This is a genomic window from Marinobacter xestospongiae, from assembly GCF_023156385.1.
GTDB lineage: Bacteria > Pseudomonadota > Gammaproteobacteria > Pseudomonadales > Oleiphilaceae > Marinobacter > Marinobacter xestospongiae.
Window position 1 is genome coordinate 63,141 of record NZ_JAKZAK010000006.1, and the last position, 16,757, is coordinate 79,897.

The 16,757-nt window shown below is 61.4% G+C and carries 13 protein-coding genes; 12 read left to right on the forward strand and 1 reads right to left on the reverse strand.

Annotation, left to right across the window (positions count from 1 at the left end; translation table 11 throughout):
- Window positions 1-14 precede the first annotated feature (14 nt).
- The 11 genes from MLD24_RS05780 to MLD24_RS05830 all read left to right on the forward strand — a co-directional run bounded on the left by MLD24_RS05780 (window position 15) and on the right by MLD24_RS05830 (window position 15,399).
- A complete protein-coding gene (locus tag MLD24_RS05780) occupies window positions 15-1,646 on the forward strand; it encodes a tetratricopeptide repeat protein (RefSeq protein ID WP_248165167.1) in 1,632 nt (543 codons plus the stop codon).
- Window positions 1,643-4,429, forward strand: coding sequence for a tetratricopeptide repeat protein (locus MLD24_RS05785; protein ID WP_248165169.1), 2,787 nt, complete (start codon window positions 1,643-1,645; stop codon window positions 4,427-4,429). Before MLD24_RS05780 ends, MLD24_RS05785 begins: the two co-directional genes overlap by 4 nt.
- Window positions 4,422-5,072 (forward strand): tetratricopeptide repeat protein, encoded by a 651-nt coding sequence (locus MLD24_RS05790; RefSeq protein WP_248165171.1) that lies wholly within the window; start codon window positions 4,422-4,424, stop codon window positions 5,070-5,072. The genes MLD24_RS05785 and MLD24_RS05790 overlap by 8 nt, the downstream gene beginning before the upstream one ends.
- A 44-nt stretch (window positions 5,073-5,116) precedes the next feature.
- On the forward strand, window positions 5,117-5,434 hold the full coding sequence (locus MLD24_RS05795) for a hypothetical protein (protein WP_248165173.1): 318 nt from the start codon (window positions 5,117-5,119) through the stop codon (window positions 5,432-5,434).
- An 18-nt stretch (window positions 5,435-5,452) separates the two neighbouring features.
- Window positions 5,453-6,100, forward strand: coding sequence for a MotA/TolQ/ExbB proton channel family protein (locus tag MLD24_RS05800; RefSeq protein WP_248165175.1), 648 nt, complete (start codon window positions 5,453-5,455; stop codon window positions 6,098-6,100).
- Window positions 6,101-6,113: 13 nt separating this feature from the next.
- Window positions 6,114-6,635, forward strand: coding sequence for an ExbD/TolR family protein (locus MLD24_RS05805; RefSeq protein WP_248165177.1), 522 nt, complete (start codon window positions 6,114-6,116; stop codon window positions 6,633-6,635).
- Entirely contained in the window at window positions 6,632-7,147 is a 516-nt protein-coding gene (locus tag MLD24_RS05810; protein ID WP_248165179.1) for an ExbD/TolR family protein, read from the forward strand. The genes MLD24_RS05805 and MLD24_RS05810 overlap by 4 nt, the downstream gene beginning before the upstream one ends.
- A complete protein-coding gene (locus MLD24_RS05815) occupies window positions 7,140-8,111 on the forward strand; it encodes an AgmX/PglI C-terminal domain-containing protein (RefSeq protein ID WP_248165181.1) in 972 nt (323 codons plus the stop codon). Before MLD24_RS05810 ends, MLD24_RS05815 begins: the two co-directional genes overlap by 8 nt.
- 343 nt (window positions 8,112-8,454) lie before the next feature.
- Window positions 8,455-10,128, forward strand: coding sequence for an AMP-binding protein (locus MLD24_RS05820; protein WP_227171182.1), 1,674 nt, complete (start codon window positions 8,455-8,457; stop codon window positions 10,126-10,128).
- A gap of 155 nt (window positions 10,129-10,283) precedes the next feature.
- On the forward strand, window positions 10,284-14,165 hold the full coding sequence (gene hrpA / locus MLD24_RS05825; RefSeq protein ID WP_248165414.1) for an ATP-dependent RNA helicase HrpA: 3,882 nt from the start codon (window positions 10,284-10,286) through the stop codon (window positions 14,163-14,165).
- Between the two features lie 112 nt (window positions 14,166-14,277).
- Window positions 14,278-15,399 carry a beta-ketoacyl-ACP synthase III gene (locus MLD24_RS05830; RefSeq protein ID WP_248165194.1) on the forward strand — a complete coding sequence of 374 codons (1,122 nt, stop codon included), beginning with the start codon at window positions 14,278-14,280 and terminating at the stop codon, window positions 15,397-15,399.
- Between the two features lie 46 nt (window positions 15,400-15,445).
- On the opposite strand, the gene MLD24_RS05835 is transcribed toward MLD24_RS05830, so the two are convergent.
- On the reverse strand, window positions 15,446-15,859 hold the full coding sequence (locus tag MLD24_RS05835) for an acyl-CoA thioesterase (RefSeq protein WP_248165196.1): 414 nt from the start codon (window positions 15,857-15,859) through the stop codon (window positions 15,446-15,448).
- Window positions 15,860-15,970: 111 nt separating this feature from the next.
- Here MLD24_RS05835 and MLD24_RS05840 point away from each other — a divergent pair, with 111 nt between their 5' ends.
- Window positions 15,971-16,744 (forward strand): MlaA family lipoprotein, encoded by a 774-nt coding sequence (locus MLD24_RS05840; RefSeq protein ID WP_248165198.1) that lies wholly within the window; start codon window positions 15,971-15,973, stop codon window positions 16,742-16,744.
- Window positions 16,745-16,757 lie beyond the last annotated feature (13 nt).

The window sequence follows — 16,757 nt, forward strand, 5'->3', positions numbered from 1 at the left end:
GGCCTGGAGGTAGCGTGGTCAGGGTTGTCTGCTCAATCATTCTGATGCTGTCCGTGACGTTGGTGACCGCCGCACCGTCAACGGATGCTGAGCGCCGGCTGGCGCTGGCGCGATTCAGTGAAGCGGCCGGCGAACCATCGCAGGCCCTGGCCTGGCTGCAGGGGCTGGCGTCTCCGACCGCCAATCTGGTCCGAGCCAAGGCGCTGCTGGCCAGTGGCCGCCCAGAACACGCTCGCCAACTGCTGGAAGCGCTGACCCGGGGCGACCGCCACCGTGGCGAAGCCTGGCTATTGCTGGCACGAGAGCAACTGGCGGAGCAGGGTCGGGAGGCGGCCCGTCCGGCACTGCAGAACGCCGCCCGTCTCAGCCATGGAGCAACCAGGCAGGAAGCCCTGTACCACCTGGCTGACGACTATCTTCAGCTAGGGCAACTGGATCAGGCCGGGCGGGTTCTGGCCAGCATGGATGATGGCTACTGGGCAGCGATGGGCTATCACAACATCGCCACGGGCTACAGTGACGTTGACAGTACCTCGGCCAGATCCCTGGTGGCGATCCGGGTGGCGCTGGCGATGCTGGATGGTGATGGCAACCGGCGGCGAGCAGAGGCGCTGCGTGCCGAGCTTCTGCTTAAAGCCGGTTTTCTGGCCTACCAGAGCAATGAGTTCCAGAAAGCCACCGGTTTTCTTGACGACGTCCCGCTGAACAGCTTCGCGACCCCTAGAGCCCTGTACCTTCACGGTTTGGCCACCTTCGCCCAACGCCATTACCGTGGTGCGATGCAATCCTGGCACCGCGCCCGCAAGTTTCCGCTGGCCTTTTCCGGTTCGGTGGACGCCTGGCTGGGAATGGGGCGCAGCTATGATGAACTGGGCTACCTCGCCCAGGCCGGCGAAGCCTACCTGGCGGCCAACGCTGCCCTGGAAAGTGAGCAGGTGACCCTGTCCACGCTTGCCGACGAAGTCGACAACAAAGGCGCTTATCAGGCCATGGTACTGGCTGCCCGCAACAGCGATGTGGAGTGGTTCCTCGCCGACAGCCGTACACTGACACAGCCACGACTGGCGTATCTGCTCCACCTGGCCAAACAACCGGATGCCCAGCAGGCGATCGCTCGGCTGGCGACCCTCGCGGATCTGGCACAGACGCTTCAACGTCACGAGCACGACCTCGGACTGTTCATTGAGACCCTGGATGAGCGTCAGCGGACGTCCGTCTCAAACCCGACAGCCGAGCAGCTGGCCGCTCAGGCAACCAGGTTGGCCCGTGCTCTGGCGAACCTTCAGGGCGACGGGGAGCAAGCCAGCCGGACGGAGCTGGCGTCGATCACGGTCCAGCTGTCGGACATCCGGGATTCGCTGGATCGCTGGCAGGACCGAACCACGCTCGCGAGAACGCAGCAGTCCCGTCTTCGTGATCGGGCCCGGACATTGAAAACGACCATCCCCGGGCTCCTGACAGCCGTAACCGAGTTGCAGGAGGCGGCGGGACAGGAGCTTGACCGCATCGCTACCGACTTTATTGAAGGTGAACGCCGACGCATTCGTCTTGCACAGGATCGTGCTGAACAGCACATTGCCTACCTGTATGAGTATCTGGCGCTTAACACCCTCGAGCGGGATTTGCAGCGGGAGGTGGCGGAATGAGATGGCCAGCGTCCAGGGCGCATCTGTTGCTCGGCTTGGTGCTGGCAACATCGACTCCGGTATGGGGGCAGGAGGCCTTCCAGGTAACCCTAGACCGTGATGGCGAGACCATTGGGGACATGCGGCCTGTGTTCCTGCAATTCGAGAGCAAGTCGCTTCCGGCCATCTCGCCCCGGGAAGTGGCCCGCCGCTACGTTCGCATGTTCGACCAGACCTTTGATCCGACGTTGCGGATTGATGCCCTGAACCGTCTGGCCAGCCTTCAGGACCGGGCGGCCGGGGATCTGCAGATAGATGTTGAAACCGAGCTTCGCCTCTATCGTGAAGCCATCAGGGACTACGAGCAGCTCATTGCGACCGGTGAGTCCGATTACCCGCGGGACCAATTGCTGTACCAGCTTGCCAAGGCCCACGCCTTGGTTGGAGAAGGCGAACGCAGCATCGCCCAGTTGCAGCGTCTGGTCCGCGAACACCCGCGCTCGCCACTGATTCACGAAGCCCGTTTCCGTATTGCTGAACGGGCGTTTGCGCTGCAGGACTACGCTCAGGCCGAGGCCGGCTACCAGCAGGTCATCAAGGCCGACGACGCCACCGACAGTCTCAAGACCAAGACCTGGTACATGCTGGGCTGGAGCCAGTACAAACAGGAAGCGCTGGATCGGGCGGGAGACTCCTTCATCGCAGTGCTGGACCAGAAAGCCGCTGTTACCGACCGCTTCCGGGCTGTTCCCGACGGTGAGTTGGAAGTGGTCGACGATACCCTGCGCATTCTGGCGTTGATCAGTGCCCGGACTGGCGGAGCCAATGCCTTGGCGAGCCGTCTAGCGCGTGTCGGCGAGCGGGACTACGAATATCTGCTGTATGACCGGTTGGCTGACTACTACGCCAGTGAAGGTCGAGCCAGGGACAGCGTAGCGGCAGCGGAGCGCTTTATTCGCAATCAGCCAGCTCACGCCAGCGTGCCGGCCTTGCGCCAGCAGGTTATTGCCGTCTGGCAGCAGCAGGGGTTTGCCGATCAGGCCCGTGATGCCAAGGCCGACTACATCGCGGCCTACCGCGATCAGGGCAGCTACGATCGGCTGCAGGAGAACGAGCAGGTACTGTGGCAGCGTTATACCCGGGAACTGGCGGATTACCACTATCAGCGCGCCGGCACGGCGACTGCCACCGCCGAGGAATTTGCCCGTTCTGGCGATCTCTACAGCCTGTTGGCGCCACGTCTGACCGATAGCGGCGACGTTCAGCGCCTGGCCGGGGATGCCTGGCTGCAGGCCGGGGACTATCAACGGGCGCTGGATGAATACCGCAACGCCGGTTACAACGCACCGGGCTACAACGAGGCGGCCGATGCCGCCTGGGCGGCGGTGCGGCTTATGGCCGAGGGTCTGGACCGGAAGGTGGCGCTGGCCATCGACCTGGATGGCTACGTTGCCGGCATCCAGCGCTTCCATCGTCGCTTTGCAATGGACCCCCGGGGATACCAGGCCTTTGTTGATGCTGCCAACCGCTTGCTGACGGCGGAGCGCGACGCCGAGGCGTTGACCATGGCTGCCGAGGTCTCCGCTGATCCTGCCGCGAGCCCGGAGGATCGTTACGCCGCCTGGCTGGCCCAGGGCCGCGCCCAGCAGGGTTTGTCCCGGTTTGATGCGGCCGAGAGGTCCTGGCGTGAAGCGCTGGCCATGACGACCCAGGGCCTTCTGGCTGTTGTCGAAAGCGAGCGCCAGGCTCTGGTGGAGCAGCTTGCCACCAGTATCTACCGGCAGGCCGAGGTAGCGCTGGCTGCGGACCAGATCGATGTCGCTGTGGCCCATTTCCAGCGCATCGACAGTGTCGCTCCCTCCAGTGAGCTGGCGATCCGGGGTCGGTTTGACGCGGCCAACACCCTGTTGAGCAGTGAACGCTGGCAGGCCGCCATCAACGAACTGGTGCGGTTCCGGGGCGATTTCCCCGACCACACGCTTGCAGCCCAGATCCACGACAAACTGGTGTATGCCTACCATGCATCCGGCCAACCCATTCGCGCTGCGGATGAACTGATGGCCGGAGCCTCGCAGAACAAGGTGTCCTGGGAAAAACAGCTGCGGGCGGCGGAGTTCTACCACCAGGGAGGCGCTGATGGCGATCGCAATCGCATCTATCAGGCTTACCTGGCGACAGCGGCCCCGGCGGGAGATGAGCAGGAACACCTGTTGCAGCAGCGGATGCGGCAGCGGCTGATCACCTCTGGCGCTGCCGGAGATGCGCTGCGGCAGACTCTGGTCGCCCGCGAGCTGGAGAGTGACTGGCACTCGGAAGCCTCGCTGGCGGCCGCCGCCGAGGCGGCGCTGGTGCTGGGGCGTGCCGCCGGCGAGAGCTTTGCGGACATTGCGCTGGTTCATCCATTGCCCCAGTCCCTGGCCCGTAAACGTCAGGCGCTGGACCGTGCGCTGGAGCGCTACCAGCAAGCGGTCCGGTTTGGCACCGACGCCGCTGGCTCGGAAGCTCTGTATCGCCAGGCTGAGTTGTACCGGAAGCTGGCGGCAGACCTGATGGCTTCCAGCCGGCCAGACGGTCTTAATGAGCTGGAGTCGATGCAGTATGACCTGTTGCTGGAAGAACAGGCCTACCCGTTTGAAGAGAAGGCCCTGGCGCTTCACGCCCGCAATCACCAGCGGCTGTCTGAAGGTTACTTCGACGAATGGGTGGCACAGAGCCTGGATGTCCTGTCCCAGTTGCATCCGGGGAGATACCAGCGGGATTCCCGCTGGATGGCCTGGACAAACGAGGAGGGTGGAGATGCCTAGCGCACAGCTGTCACTGGTGTTGAGTGTGCTGATTGCCCTGGCGGGCTGCGCCGGTAACCCGATGTCTGGCGACGACGGGGGACGTCCGGAGGGAGCCGGGCAGGCGGCAAACACCGCTCGGCAGTCGCCGGTGTCCACCAGGGCGATACCTCCGGAGCCGGAACTGACCGAAGTCCAGCAACAGCTGGTCGAACGTGCCCGAATGGCGGCCGCAAGTCAGGCGTGGGATGACGCCGCCCAGGCACTAGAGCAGCTGTTGCAGCAGCGGGATGACCTCCCGCGATTGACCGCGCGCCTGGCCTGGGTGCGTCAACAGCAGGGGCGCACGGGGGAGGCAACGGTGCTCTACCACAACGCCGTCGCTGCCAATCCGGCGGATGCTCTGAGTATCAACAACCTTGCCCTGCTGTTGCGGGAGGCCGGGGACTTCCGCCAGGCCAGTCAGGTCCTGGAACAGGGGCTGGCCTATTCCCCCCGGGTGCCGGAGCTGCATTTCAACCTGGCGGTGCTGAGTGAGTTGTATCTGCTGGACCTGCCGCGGGCGCTCGACCATTACCGCCAATACCAGGCCCTGCTGCCAACGCCGGAAAAACGGGTTGAAGGCTGGATTGCAGACATCGAACGCCGGGTGGACGAATCATGATCGGCCATGACCAACCTGTACAGATCAGCTGCCGAATGCCGCTGATGGCTGTTGCTTTGATGACCATTGGCCTGATGGCGACCACATTGCCGGCGCTGGCCGAGGAGACGGTTACTGACACGATATCCAGGACCCAAGGCCTGGGGGTGGAAGGACAGGCCTCATTCAACAAGGACGATGATCCGCGAGTGCTGTACATACTGCCCTGGCGATCACCGAGCATACCCCGGCGACCGAGAGCGGCGCTGCCGGCGGCCGGGGATGGTTTTATGAGTCCGCTGGAGCCGCTGACGTTTGAGCGTCACCGGCAGTTCCGGCAGACATTGAATCCCGATCTGGATTCGGTGCACAACCAACAATAATCACAGTGGAGTATGACGATGCTGGAAACAGTGGTGCGGTTCTTTCAGGACGGTGGTCCCTTCATGTACCCGATTGCTGCGGTGCTGGTGATTGGTCTGGCCATAGCGCTGGAGCGTTTCCTGTTCCTGGGCAGTGTGCGTCGGCGCAATCGCCGCATTTTTGAGAAAGGCCTGCTGCCGCTCCTGCACAAGCGCGATTATCGCCGGGCCATGAAGGCGGCCAGCAATTCCAGCAGTGACATCGCGGCCATCATTGGCGCCGGGGTTGGTCGGCTGCTGAACAACCAGCGTCGGGAGGACATTGAGTACGCCATGGAAGAGGGGCTGATGGAGGTACTGCCGAGACTGGAAAAACGCACCCAGTACCTCGCCACACTGGCCAATGTGGCTACGCTGCTGGGCCTGCTGGGTACCATCATCGGGCTGATTGCTGCCTTCACGGCGGTCGCCAATGCGGACCCCTCGCAGAAAGCCACGTTGTTGTCCGAAAGTATCTCCGTGGCAATGAACACAACGGCCTTTGGCCTGATGTCAGCGATTCCGCTGCTGATGTTCCACGCCCTGCTGCAGACCCGGACCAATGAGATTGTCGACAGTTTCGAGATGGCCGGAGTCAAGCTGCTGAACATCATTTCCGACCAGGCGGCCGAGCCGGCTGCAGCCTGATCAGGAGAGCGGCATGAGACGCAGACATCGCCGGATGAATACCACGCCGGAACTGGACATTACCGCCTTCATGAACCTGATGATTGTGCTGGTGCCGGTGCTGTTGCTGGGCATGGTGTTCAGTCAGCTGCACATGATCGAATTGAACTTTCCGGGCATGGCCCCCGGTGAGGCTCCGGAGGCGGAGGAATTGCAGCTGGTGGTGACCGTCACCGACCGTGGCTTGCTGGTGGCGGACAGCGAGCGAGGCAACCTCGGCCAGCTGCCGTTGGTGGAGGGCGCGCAGGACTTTGACGGGCTACGTGAGCTGCTGATCCGAATCAAGCAGCGGCTTCCAGAAAAAACCGACATTATCCTTGAGGTCGGTGAAAGCGTTGATTATCAGACCCTGGTAACGGCGCTGGATACCGTGCGCTCCTACGAGGCCGTAGTGGCTGCCAGCGTGGTGAAAGCGGAGCTGTTCCCGGATGTGTCCCTGGCCAGCCCGGTGCCCGGTACCGCGATCAGTCCGATCGCGACGGGAGGGGCGACATGAAGCGTTCGAGTCGCGCCCTGCGGCGCCAGCGCCACTACGGTCGCATGCATCGCGCCGGTGGTCTCAACCTGGTTTCTCTGATGGATATCTTCACCATCCTGGTGTTCTTCCTGATGGTGAATTCCTCGGACGTCAAGGTGCTCAAAACCAACACCGACCTGCCGCTGCCGGCATCCAGTGCCGATCAGCTGGCGGCTGAGAGCCTGACGGTTGAGGTCAAGGGCAGGGCTATTCTTATCGATGGCCGTCAGGTCGCTGCCCTCGAGGTAACGGAGGGTGAGGGGCCCGATGGCGGAGTGGCTCCGGAGGGGCTGGATGCGCTGGCGGCAGCCCTGGCCAGCCGCCGCGAACAGCAGGGTGAGATTCCGGACGCGGGCCTGCCGGTGACGGTATTGGCGGGCAAGGACACCGAGTACAAACTGCTGCGACAGGTGCTCCAGACCTGTGTTGATGAGCAGTTCCGTCAGGTGCGACTGGCGGTAAAACCGCTGGAGGTGGCCGCCCATGGCTAGTATCACCGCACCGGCCGTTAGTTTGCCCTGGTCTTCTGGGTCAGCAGAGGGCCATCGTTTTGGCGTGATTCTCGTTATCCTGATGGTATTGGCGGCGGTGCCGGCCGTCTGGATTCCCTGGATTCAGTTACCAGAACCCAGCCTGGGCGAGGTTCAGCGGACACCGCCACAATCTGCACAGCTGCTGCCACCCAGGCCCGTTGAGCCACCGCCAACCCCTGTTCAGCCTGAGCCCGTGGAGCCGGAACCTGTTCCCGAACCCAGGCCCAAGCCGGAACCGAAACCCCCGGCAGCCAGAGCGGCGCCACAGCCTGAGCCGGCGCCGCAACCGAGGCCCGCTGTAACCGAGCCGCCGCGCCAGACGGTGGAGCAGGCCAGGGAGAAGGCGGCCAGCTCCGGGCTGCTGGCACTGCAGGACCAGTTGGCCAGTATGCAGCAGGATACTGCCATACCTGCGGGGCAATTGCGGGCCAATGCATCAGATCGGCGCAACACCGATACCCGGGAGCCGGAAAAGGACGTGCTGGCCAGCAGTGGTGGTGTGGCTGATACCAAGGCACCGCAACGGAGCGCGGAACTGGCGGATCATCAGGTCAAATCGGTGACGGTGGCGGCAGAGGCGGCTCCAGCCAGGCCCCGGTCCGAGCCGGCTCCGGCAGCCGGTGATGGCAATGGCGAACGCGCCATGAGCAACATTCGCCAGGTGTTCGATGCCCAGAAGAATGCCCTGTATTCGTTGTATCGACGGGAACTGCGCCAGGACCCGACACTGGAAGGCAAGGTCCTGCTTGAGCTGGTCATTGAGCCGGACGGTCGGGTGTCGAAATGTGAGGTGGTGAGTTCTGAGCTGTCACACCCGGAACTGGAAACCCGGCTGGCCAACCGGGTACGGTTGTTCAACTTCGGAGCTGATGCCGTCGACAAGCGCACGGTTCGCTTTCCCATTGAGTTCCTGCCGTCATGAGGCGGATATGGTTGTGCTGGTTGGGCCATCAAATAGGGCGATGGTGATGGTAATTCATCACTGGGGGAGGGTATAAAGGACCGGGATCAGGGCCTTATTCCGAAAACTACCTCATCGTTCGCAAAACTGCTATTCTCTGCGCTCGTTTTCAGGACTGAGACTTTAGTCTGGTTGTTTTTTGGGCTAAGAGTGTGCAATCGCGACGGAGTGCATTGTCACATTATCCCAGCCGTGACTCACTGATATTGTGGCCTGATATAAAAAGAGTGAAGGGTGAGGAGCCGCAGAGCACCGACCGTACCCAAGAGCCTACAAGCACAAACGACAAACAGGAGATGGTGTGATGGATTTTGAGCAGTTCTATCAGGATAAATACCCGGGCGGCGTGCCCCGGGAGGTAGACCTGGACAAGTACCAGAATATGATCGAGGTATTCGAACAGGCCGTTAAGAAATATTCTGATCGCCCTGCCTTCAGTGCTGTCGGTGTCACTCTGACCTACCGCGACCTGGATACGCAAAGCCGTAACTTTGCTGCCTGGTTGCAGAACCATACCAACCTCAAGCCTGGCGATCGCATCGCGGTCCAGATGCCGAACCTGACCCAGTATCCGGTGGTGGTTTTCGGTGCCATGCGTGCCGGCATGATTGTGGTGAACACCAACCCGCTCTACACCACGCGGGAAATGGAACACCAGTTCAACGATTCCGGTGCCAAGGCGCTGGTTGTGCTGGCGAACATGGCCGATAACGCCGAGAAGGTGGTCCCGCATACCGGTATTGAGCATGTCATCGTGACCGAAATCGCTGACATGCACTCGCCGCTCAAGCGCACCCTGATGAATGCGGTGGTCAAGCACGTCAAGAAGATGGTTCCGGCCTACAACCTGCCCAAGGCGCATCGCCTGCCCGCGGTGCTCAGTGCTGGCGGTAAGGCCAAATTTACCCCGGTGGACTGCAAGAAGGATGACATCGCAGTGCTCCAGTACACCGGTGGCACCACCGGTGTGGCCAAGGGCGCCATGCTGACTCATGGCAACCTGGTGGCGAACCTGCTGCAAACCCGCCCGATGATGGGGTCTATCGTCCAGGAAGGGCAGGAAGTGGTGATCGCGCCGCTGCCGCTTTACCACATCTACTCCTTCACGCTGAACTGCGGCATCATGCTTGAGGCCGGTGCCCACAACGTGCTGATCCCCAACCCGCGGGACATTCCGGGCTTCGTCAAAGAGCTGAAGAATCACAAGTTCACCGCCTTCCTGGGACTCAACACCCTGTTTGTGGCGCTGTGCAATAATGACGACTTCAAGAACCTGGATTTCAGCGCGCTGAAGATGACCGCTTCGGGTGGTATGGCGCTCACCAGTGACACCGCCAAGATGTGGCAGCGTGTGACCGGTTGTGAAGTCACGGAAGGCTACGGCATGACCGAAACCTCACCGGTCGTCACCTTCAATCCGCCCAGCGCCATCCAGCTTGGCACCATCGGTCTGCCGATCTGCAACACCGAGATCAAGACCATTGATGAAGAAAGCAATGAGACCCCTCTGGGTGAGCCGGGTGAGTTGTGCGTCAAGGGCCCGCAGGTGATGCGTGGCTACTGGCAGCGCCCGGAAGACACCCAGAAATCCTTCACTGACGACGGCTTCCTTCGCACCGGTGATATTGCCCTGATCCAGGAAGACGGTTACATTCGCATCGTCGATCGCAAGAAGGACATGATCATCGTGTCCGGGTTCAATGTGTTCCCGAACGAAATCGAGGATGTGGTGATCAGTCATCCGAAGGTGATCGAGTGTGCCGCGGTGGGTGTTCCCGATACCAAGAGCGGCGAAGCCGTGAAGGTGTTCCTGGTGGCATCGTCGTCGGATCTGACCGAAGGCGAGCTGAAAGAGTTCTGCCGCGAGCGCCTGACCGCTTACAAGGTGCCCAAGTTGTTTGAGTTCCGCGAGGAGCTGCCGAAGACCAATGTCGGCAAGATCCTGCGTCGGGAACTGCGGGACGAAGCGACCCAGTAACCGGCGTCACGGATATCGGTCGTGTCCCTCCGAGGGCGCGACCGCCAGGCCCCGAAAACCCTGCCTTGGCAGGGTTTTTTCGTTGATTAGAGAAGGTTTCCGAAGTCCCTATGCCAGCCCAAGACCCCCACGCTGAAGCCACCAATCCGGCCGAAATGAGTATTGGCGAATTGCTGTCGAAACTGGACCACTGCAACCAGCAGGAAGCGGCCCGCATTCGCCGTCTGATGGCCCGAAGCCGGGGGCGCAAGCTCTCCGCCCGGGATCAGGACAAGGCCCGTGACTGGTTCAGCCGAGGCCTGGCCAAGGTTGAGGCGCGTCGCCAGAGCCATAGGGCCATCAGTTATCCCGATGGCCTGCCGGTGTCAGAGCGGGTTGATGACATTGCCGCGGCGCTCGCCGAACACCAGGTCATCATCGTGGCAGGGGAAACCGGCTCGGGTAAAACCACCCAGATACCCAAGATCTGTCTTAACCACGGCCGCGGTACCCGCGGGCTCATTGGCCATACCCAGCCGCGACGGCTGGCGGCCCGCAGCGTCGCTGGGCGTATCGCCGAGGAACTGGGAGAATCGGTGGGCCAGCAGGTGGGTTACCAGGTCCGCTTTACCGACAATACCAGCGACCAGTCCCGGGTCAAAGTGATGACCGATGGTATTCTGCTGGCGGAAATCCAGCATGACCGTTTCCTCGATCGTTATGACACCCTGATCATCGACGAGGCCCACGAGCGCAGCCTCAACATCGACTTCCTGCTGGGCTACCTCAGGCAGTTGCTGCCAAAGCGGCCGGACCTCAAGATCATCATTACCTCCGCGACGATTGAAGTGGAGCGCTTCAGTGATTTCTTCGGTGAGGCGCCGGTGCTGGAAGTCAGCGGTCGGACCTACCCGGTGGAAACCCGCTACCGTCCCCTTGCCGGCGATGAGGATGACCGCGACCAGAGCTGGGCCGATGGCATTCTCTCTGCGCTGGAAGAAATTGAGGCTCACGAGCGCGGCGCCGGCCAGGGGCCAGGCGATGTGCTGGTGTTTCTGCCGGGGGAGCGGGAGATTCGCAACCTCAGCAAACAGCTGCGGCATTCGGACCTGCGCCACGCCGAGGTGTTGCCGCTGTATTCCCGGCTCAGCAACCAGGAGCAGAACCGGGTGTTTCAGGCGCACCGGGGCCGACGCATCGTGCTTTCCACCAACGTAGCGGAAACCTCGCTGACGGTGCCGGGTATTCGCTACGTCATCGATACCGGCGTGGCCCGCATCAGCCGGTACAGCGTGCGTTCCAAGATCCAGCGCCTGCCGGTGGAGCCGATTTCCCAGGCCAGCGCCAATCAGCGGGCTGGTCGTTGCGGACGGGTGGCTCCGGGGATCTGCTTCCGTTTGTACGATGAAACCGATTTCATCAATCGCCCGGAGTACACCGATCCGGAGATTCTCCGCACCAACCTGGCGTCGGTCATCCTGCAGATGGCCACCAGCGGGTTGGGGGACATCCGTCAGTTCCCGTTCCTTGAGGCGCCGGACAACCGGCTGATCAACGACGGTTATAAGTTGTTGGAAGAACTCAACGCCGTGGATGGCAAGCGCAAGGTGAGCCAGTTGGGGCGTACCATGGCGCGGTTGCCTCTCGACCCCCGGCTGGCGAGGATGCTGGTAACAGCGGCGGACGAGGGCAGCCTCAGTGAAGTGCTGGTGATCATCGCCGGCCTGAGCGTTCAGGACCCAAGGGAGCGGCCGCAGGAAAAGCAGCAGGCAGCGGATCAGGCGCATTCGGAATTTGTCGACAAGGAATCGGACTTTGTCAGCCTGCTCAACCTGTGGAACTTCTATGAGGAGCAGCGCCAGGAGCAGACCCAGAACCAGCTCAAGAAACTCTGCAAGAAGTATTACCTGTCCTGGATGCGGATGCGGGAATGGCGGGACATTCATCGCCAGCTCACCCTGATCTGCCGCGAGCAGAAGCTGGCATTCAATGCGGAAGCCGCCGCATACCCAGCCATTCACAAGGCCATCCTGGCCGGTCTGCTGGGGCAGGTGGCCACCAAAATCGAGAAACGGGAATACCTGGCCACCCGCAACCGCAAGGTGCAGATCTTTCCCGGCTCCAAAGTCTCCAAATCCGCGCCGAAATGGCTGGTGGCGGCAGAGATTGTCGAGACCAGCCGGGTGTTCGCGCGCATGGTGGCGAAGATCGAGCCGGAATGGATCGAGCCGCTGGCGGGCCACGTCGTCAAGAAACACCACTTTGAACCCCACTGGGAGCGTAAGCGGGCTCAGGTGGTCGGTTTTGAGAAGGTCTCATTGTATGGTCTGGACGTGGTGCCTCGACGGAAGATCAACTACGCCAAGGTCGACCCGGCACAATGCCGTGAGCTGTTCATTCGCCGGGCGCTGGTCGAAGGGGATTACACCAGCAAGGCCCCCTTCCTGGAAGCGAACCGGGCCATGCTGGCCGACGTGGAGGATCTGGAACACAAGACCCGTCGTCGTGACCTGCTGGTGGATGACGAAACGCTGGTGGCGTTCTACGATCAGCGGCTGCCGGACGCCGTCATCAGCGGCGGGCATTTTGAGCGCTGGTGGAAGTCGCTTGCTGCGGACGAGCTGAAGGCGCTGGAGCTGACCGAGGATGACGTTCTGCAACGCCCGGTCGATGAGGGAGAGCAGGCGCAGTACCCGGATTACCTGGAGTGGGAAGGCGTCAGTTACCCGCTGAGCTATCAGTTCGAACCGACTGGCGACGACGACGGTGTCACCCTGCAGGTGCCGATTGTGGCGCTGAAACAGTTGCCCAACCAGCGCCTGGAATGGCTGGTGCCCGGGCTGGTGCGGGAGAAATGCATAGCGTTGGTGAAGGCGTTGCCGAAGTCGCTGCGCCGAAACTTCGTGCCGGTGCCGGATTTCGTCGATGCGGCGCTGGAGAACATGGCGCCTTCCAATGAGCCATTGACCGAGACCCTGGCGCACCAGTTGCGGCGGATGACCGGGGTACGAATTGAACCGCAAGACTGGCAACTGGATGGCTTGCCCCACCACCTGCGGATGAACGTCCGGGTGGTGGACGATCAGGGCGGAGTGATCGCTCAGGGCCGGGATACCGACCAACTCCAGCAAACGCTGGAGAGCCGGGCGGAGGAGGCTCTGTCATCAGCCCCGGTTAGCGGAAACGATCTGCCGGATCTGCCCGATGCGCAGGACTGGCAGTTTGGCGAATTGCCCGTCCAGGTTCAGACCGAACGCGGTGGCATGCAGGTTACTGTCTATCCGGCGCTTGAGGACCTGGGCCAGGACGTCCGGCTCACCCAGTACCTCGATCCACTGGCAGCAGAACGGGCCAGTCGTAAAGCCATTGCCCGGCTGATCATCAACCGCCTGGGTAACACCCTGGAGGATGTAGATCGACGTCTGGCTCACTTCAAGGCCTCCGCACTGCTGTTTGCCCCCATCGGTCAGGCCCGGGTGCTGCTGGATGACCTGTTGCTGGCGGCCGCCATGGCGCATTTCCTGGGCGAGGGGCTGCCGCGGTCGGAGCCGCAGTTTGTTGCGTTGTACGATCAGCGGCGGGGGGATTTCTTTGACACCCTGTCTGCCCTTGACGAGCATCTGCACCAGGCCATGACCGGCTACCACAACATCATGAAGCGGCTCAAAGGCAAGATAAATCTGGCTCTGGCCAACAGCATGGCGGACCTTAAATTCCAGCTTGAACACCTTGTGTTCCCCGGCTTCCTGGTGCAGACCCCGGGTGAATGGCTGGCGGAGTTTGGCCGCTACTTTGAGGCTGCCCAGGTGCGACTGGAGAAAATGCCCCGGGAGATGGGCCGGGAGCGGGAGTTCCTCCACGCCATCGAGCCTCTCTGGAGTCGGTATGCCAAGAGGTTGGAGCAGCATCGTCGCCAGGGCATTGATGACCCGGAGCTGACGCTCTATCGCTGGATGCTGGAGGAGTACCGGGTGTCTTACTTTGCCCAGCAACTGGGAACCCGGATGCCGGTGTCCATCAAGCGCCTCGACAAGCAGTGGGAGCAGGTGCGGCAGTGAGGGGACACTCGTGATCGGTGTCCGACACAAGTCGTGTCAGCCCAGGCGCCAATCTGTGCTAGGATTTGCCTTTGATTGAACCGTTTTCAATAGACATGACTTGGGGTTACGCGTGATTAAAGCCGTCATTAGCGGGACTGGACTGTACACACCGCCTGCAACCATCAGCAACGAAGAGCTGGTTGTCGCCTTCAATACCTTTGTAGAGCGCCACAATGCCAGCAACGCTGAAGCCATCGAACGGGGTGAGCTGGAGGCATTGCAGCCTTCGGCCGCCGATTTCATCGAGAAAGCCTCCGGCATCAAGCGTCGTCATGTCATTGATCGTGAGGGGATTCTGGACCCGGAACGGATGGCCCCGCACATCCCCGAGCGCAGCAACGATGAGCCGTCGGTACAGTGTGAAATGGCGGTGTCAGCCTGCCAGCAGGCGATGGAATCCGCCGGCCGGACCGCGGAAGACGTGGATGCGGTGATTGTGGCCTGTTCCAACATGCAGCGGCCCTACCCCGCGGTTGCAGTGGAAGTGCAGCAGGCACTGGGTATTGACGGTTTTGGTTACGACATGAATGTGGCCTGCAGCTCCGCCACCTTTGGCCTGCAGGCGGCGGTCAATGCGGTGGAGAACGGCACCGCCCGGGCGGTCTTGGTGGTCAGCCCGGAAATCTGCTCCGGTCACCTCAATTTCCGCGATCGCGACAGTCATTTCATCTTTGGTGACGCCTGCACCGCGATCCTGGTTGAGCGGGACAGCGATGTTGATGCCGGCAAAGGCTTCGACATCCTTGGCACTCGCCTGAAGACCAAATTCTCCAACAACATCCGCAACAATTTCGGTTTCCTCAACCGCGCCGATGAGAGCGGCATTGGCAAGCCGGACAAGCTCTTCGTTCAACAGGGGCGCAAGGTGTTCAAGGAAGTCTCGCCGATGGTTGCCGAAACCATTCTGTCGCACCTTGAGAGCCTGTCGCTGACCCCGGATGATCTCCGTCGCCTGTGGCTGCATCAGGCTAACCTGAACATGAATCAGCTGATCGCCCGCCGGGTACTCGGTCGGGACGCCACCACAGAGGAAGCTCCGGTGATTCTGGACGAGTACGCCAACACCAGTTCGGCGGGTTCAATCATCGCATTCCACCAGCATCAGGACGACCTGGCCAGTGGCGATCTGGGCATTATCTGCTCGTTCGGAGCCGGCTACTCCATTGGCAGCGTGGTGGTGCGTCGACGCTGATGCCGGAAGGGCGGCACCGTGGTGCTGCCCATCTTTCCTACGCCGCTCAGGCTTCTGTCAGAGCCAGTTCCCGAAGCTGGTCTGGCAGGCGAGTGGAACTGCGGGAAGTCCAGTCCATCCAGACGATCTTGGCATATCCCTCGGCGTAGCGAACCCCCGTGTCCACGTCAGTCAGAGTGTACTGGGTGTCAAGGCTGGAATTTCCGGCCTTACCCACGTATGTTTTCACTTCCACGGTTGCCGGGTGGGCCATCTCCCTGAGAAACGTCGCACCGGTGGTAATGATGACCGCGCCGCTGGACGCGTTTTCATCGGCCAAACCGAGTGAGTCGAGCCAGACCATTCGGGCCTCTTCAAAGAAACGGAAGTACACGGTGTTGTTGGCGTGGCCCAAGGCATCCATATCGCCCCAGCGTAGGGGGATACGGAGACTGCTGACCGGGTTGCCGGAAATGGACATGGATTCTCCTCTTTAGACGTACGAACGGGCGTTAAAAGCCCGAGCGGGTGCTGATTTCGGGGGAGTCTACTTTTAACCAATTGAGACAGGTATCACAACCTCAGGAAGGCTATGGTGCAGTATCTGAGCAGGGTATGGATCGCGGTTGCATGTTTCTCGATGATGGTGGGTTGCTCAACCCAGCAGGCCCGGCCGGATGCCGACACCTGGGACGATACGCCGCCTCAGGTTGATCCCGCCGATCCCTACGAAAACTGGAACCGGAATATCTTCGGTTTCAACGAGTTTGTTGACGACTGGTTCCTGCGCCCGGTTGCTGAAGGCTACCGCTGGGTGATGCCAACCTTCGCTGACCGCGCCGTGACCAACTTCTTCAGCAACCTTTCCGAATTGGGCAACTTTGCCAACAGCCTGCTCCAGCTGAAAGGGGAATCGGCGATCGTGGCAGCCGGGCGCTTCACCTATAACACCGTGTTCGGGCTGGGCGGGCTGATTGATGTGGCCACGGTGTTTGAGCTTCCGGAGCGCCCGGAAGACTTTGGCCAGACTCTGGGCTACTGGGGTGTCAACAGTGGCCCCTACCTGATGCTGCCGTTCCTGGGGCCGTCAACGCCGAGAGATTTTGGCGGCATGCTGACCGACATGTACGCCATGCCATCGCTGTGGAGCCTGGCCGAAGCACCGGAAATCTACTATGCCCAGGGCGTTCAGATCGTCGACATCCGTGCGGATCTTATCCCTGCCGAGAGCTTTATTTCCGGCGACAAGTACAACTTTATCCGTAACGCCTATCTGCAGCGCCGGGAGTTCCTGATCAACGACGGTGAAGTCCAGGAAGACCCGTTTGCCCAGGAAGATGAAGATCTGATGCTCGACGACTTTTGATGCACTTTTGATA

Bases quoted from the DNA above. Each gene is read 5' to 3' on its own strand.
- MLD24_RS05785 (WP_248165169.1), top strand. From the start codon at position 1,643: ATGAGATGGCCAGCGTCCAGGGCGCATCTGTTGCTCGGCTTGGTGCTG.
- MLD24_RS05790 (WP_248165171.1), top strand. From the start codon at position 4,422: ATGCCTAGCGCACAGCTGTCACTGGTGTTGAGTGTGCTGATTGCCCTG.
- MLD24_RS05795 (WP_248165173.1), top strand. From the start codon at position 5,117: ATGGCTGTTGCTTTGATGACCATTGGCCTGATGGCGACCACATTGCCG.
- MLD24_RS05800 (WP_248165175.1), top strand. From the start codon at position 5,453: ATGCTGGAAACAGTGGTGCGGTTCTTTCAGGACGGTGGTCCCTTCATG.
- MLD24_RS05805 (WP_248165177.1), top strand. From the start codon at position 6,114: ATGAGACGCAGACATCGCCGGATGAATACCACGCCGGAACTGGACATT.
- MLD24_RS05810 (WP_248165179.1), top strand. From the start codon at position 6,632: ATGAAGCGTTCGAGTCGCGCCCTGCGGCGCCAGCGCCACTACGGTCGC.
- MLD24_RS05815 (WP_248165181.1), top strand. From the start codon at position 7,140: ATGGCTAGTATCACCGCACCGGCCGTTAGTTTGCCCTGGTCTTCTGGG.
- MLD24_RS05820 (WP_227171182.1), top strand. From the start codon at position 8,455: ATGGATTTTGAGCAGTTCTATCAGGATAAATACCCGGGCGGCGTGCCC.
- hrpA (WP_248165414.1), top strand. From the start codon at position 10,284: ATGAGTATTGGCGAATTGCTGTCGAAACTGGACCACTGCAACCAGCAG.
- MLD24_RS05835 (WP_248165196.1), bottom strand. From the start codon at position 15,859: ATGTCCATTTCCGGCAACCCGGTCAGCAGTCTCCGTATCCCCCTACGC.
- MLD24_RS05840 (WP_248165198.1), top strand. From the start codon at position 15,971: ATGGTGCAGTATCTGAGCAGGGTATGGATCGCGGTTGCATGTTTCTCG.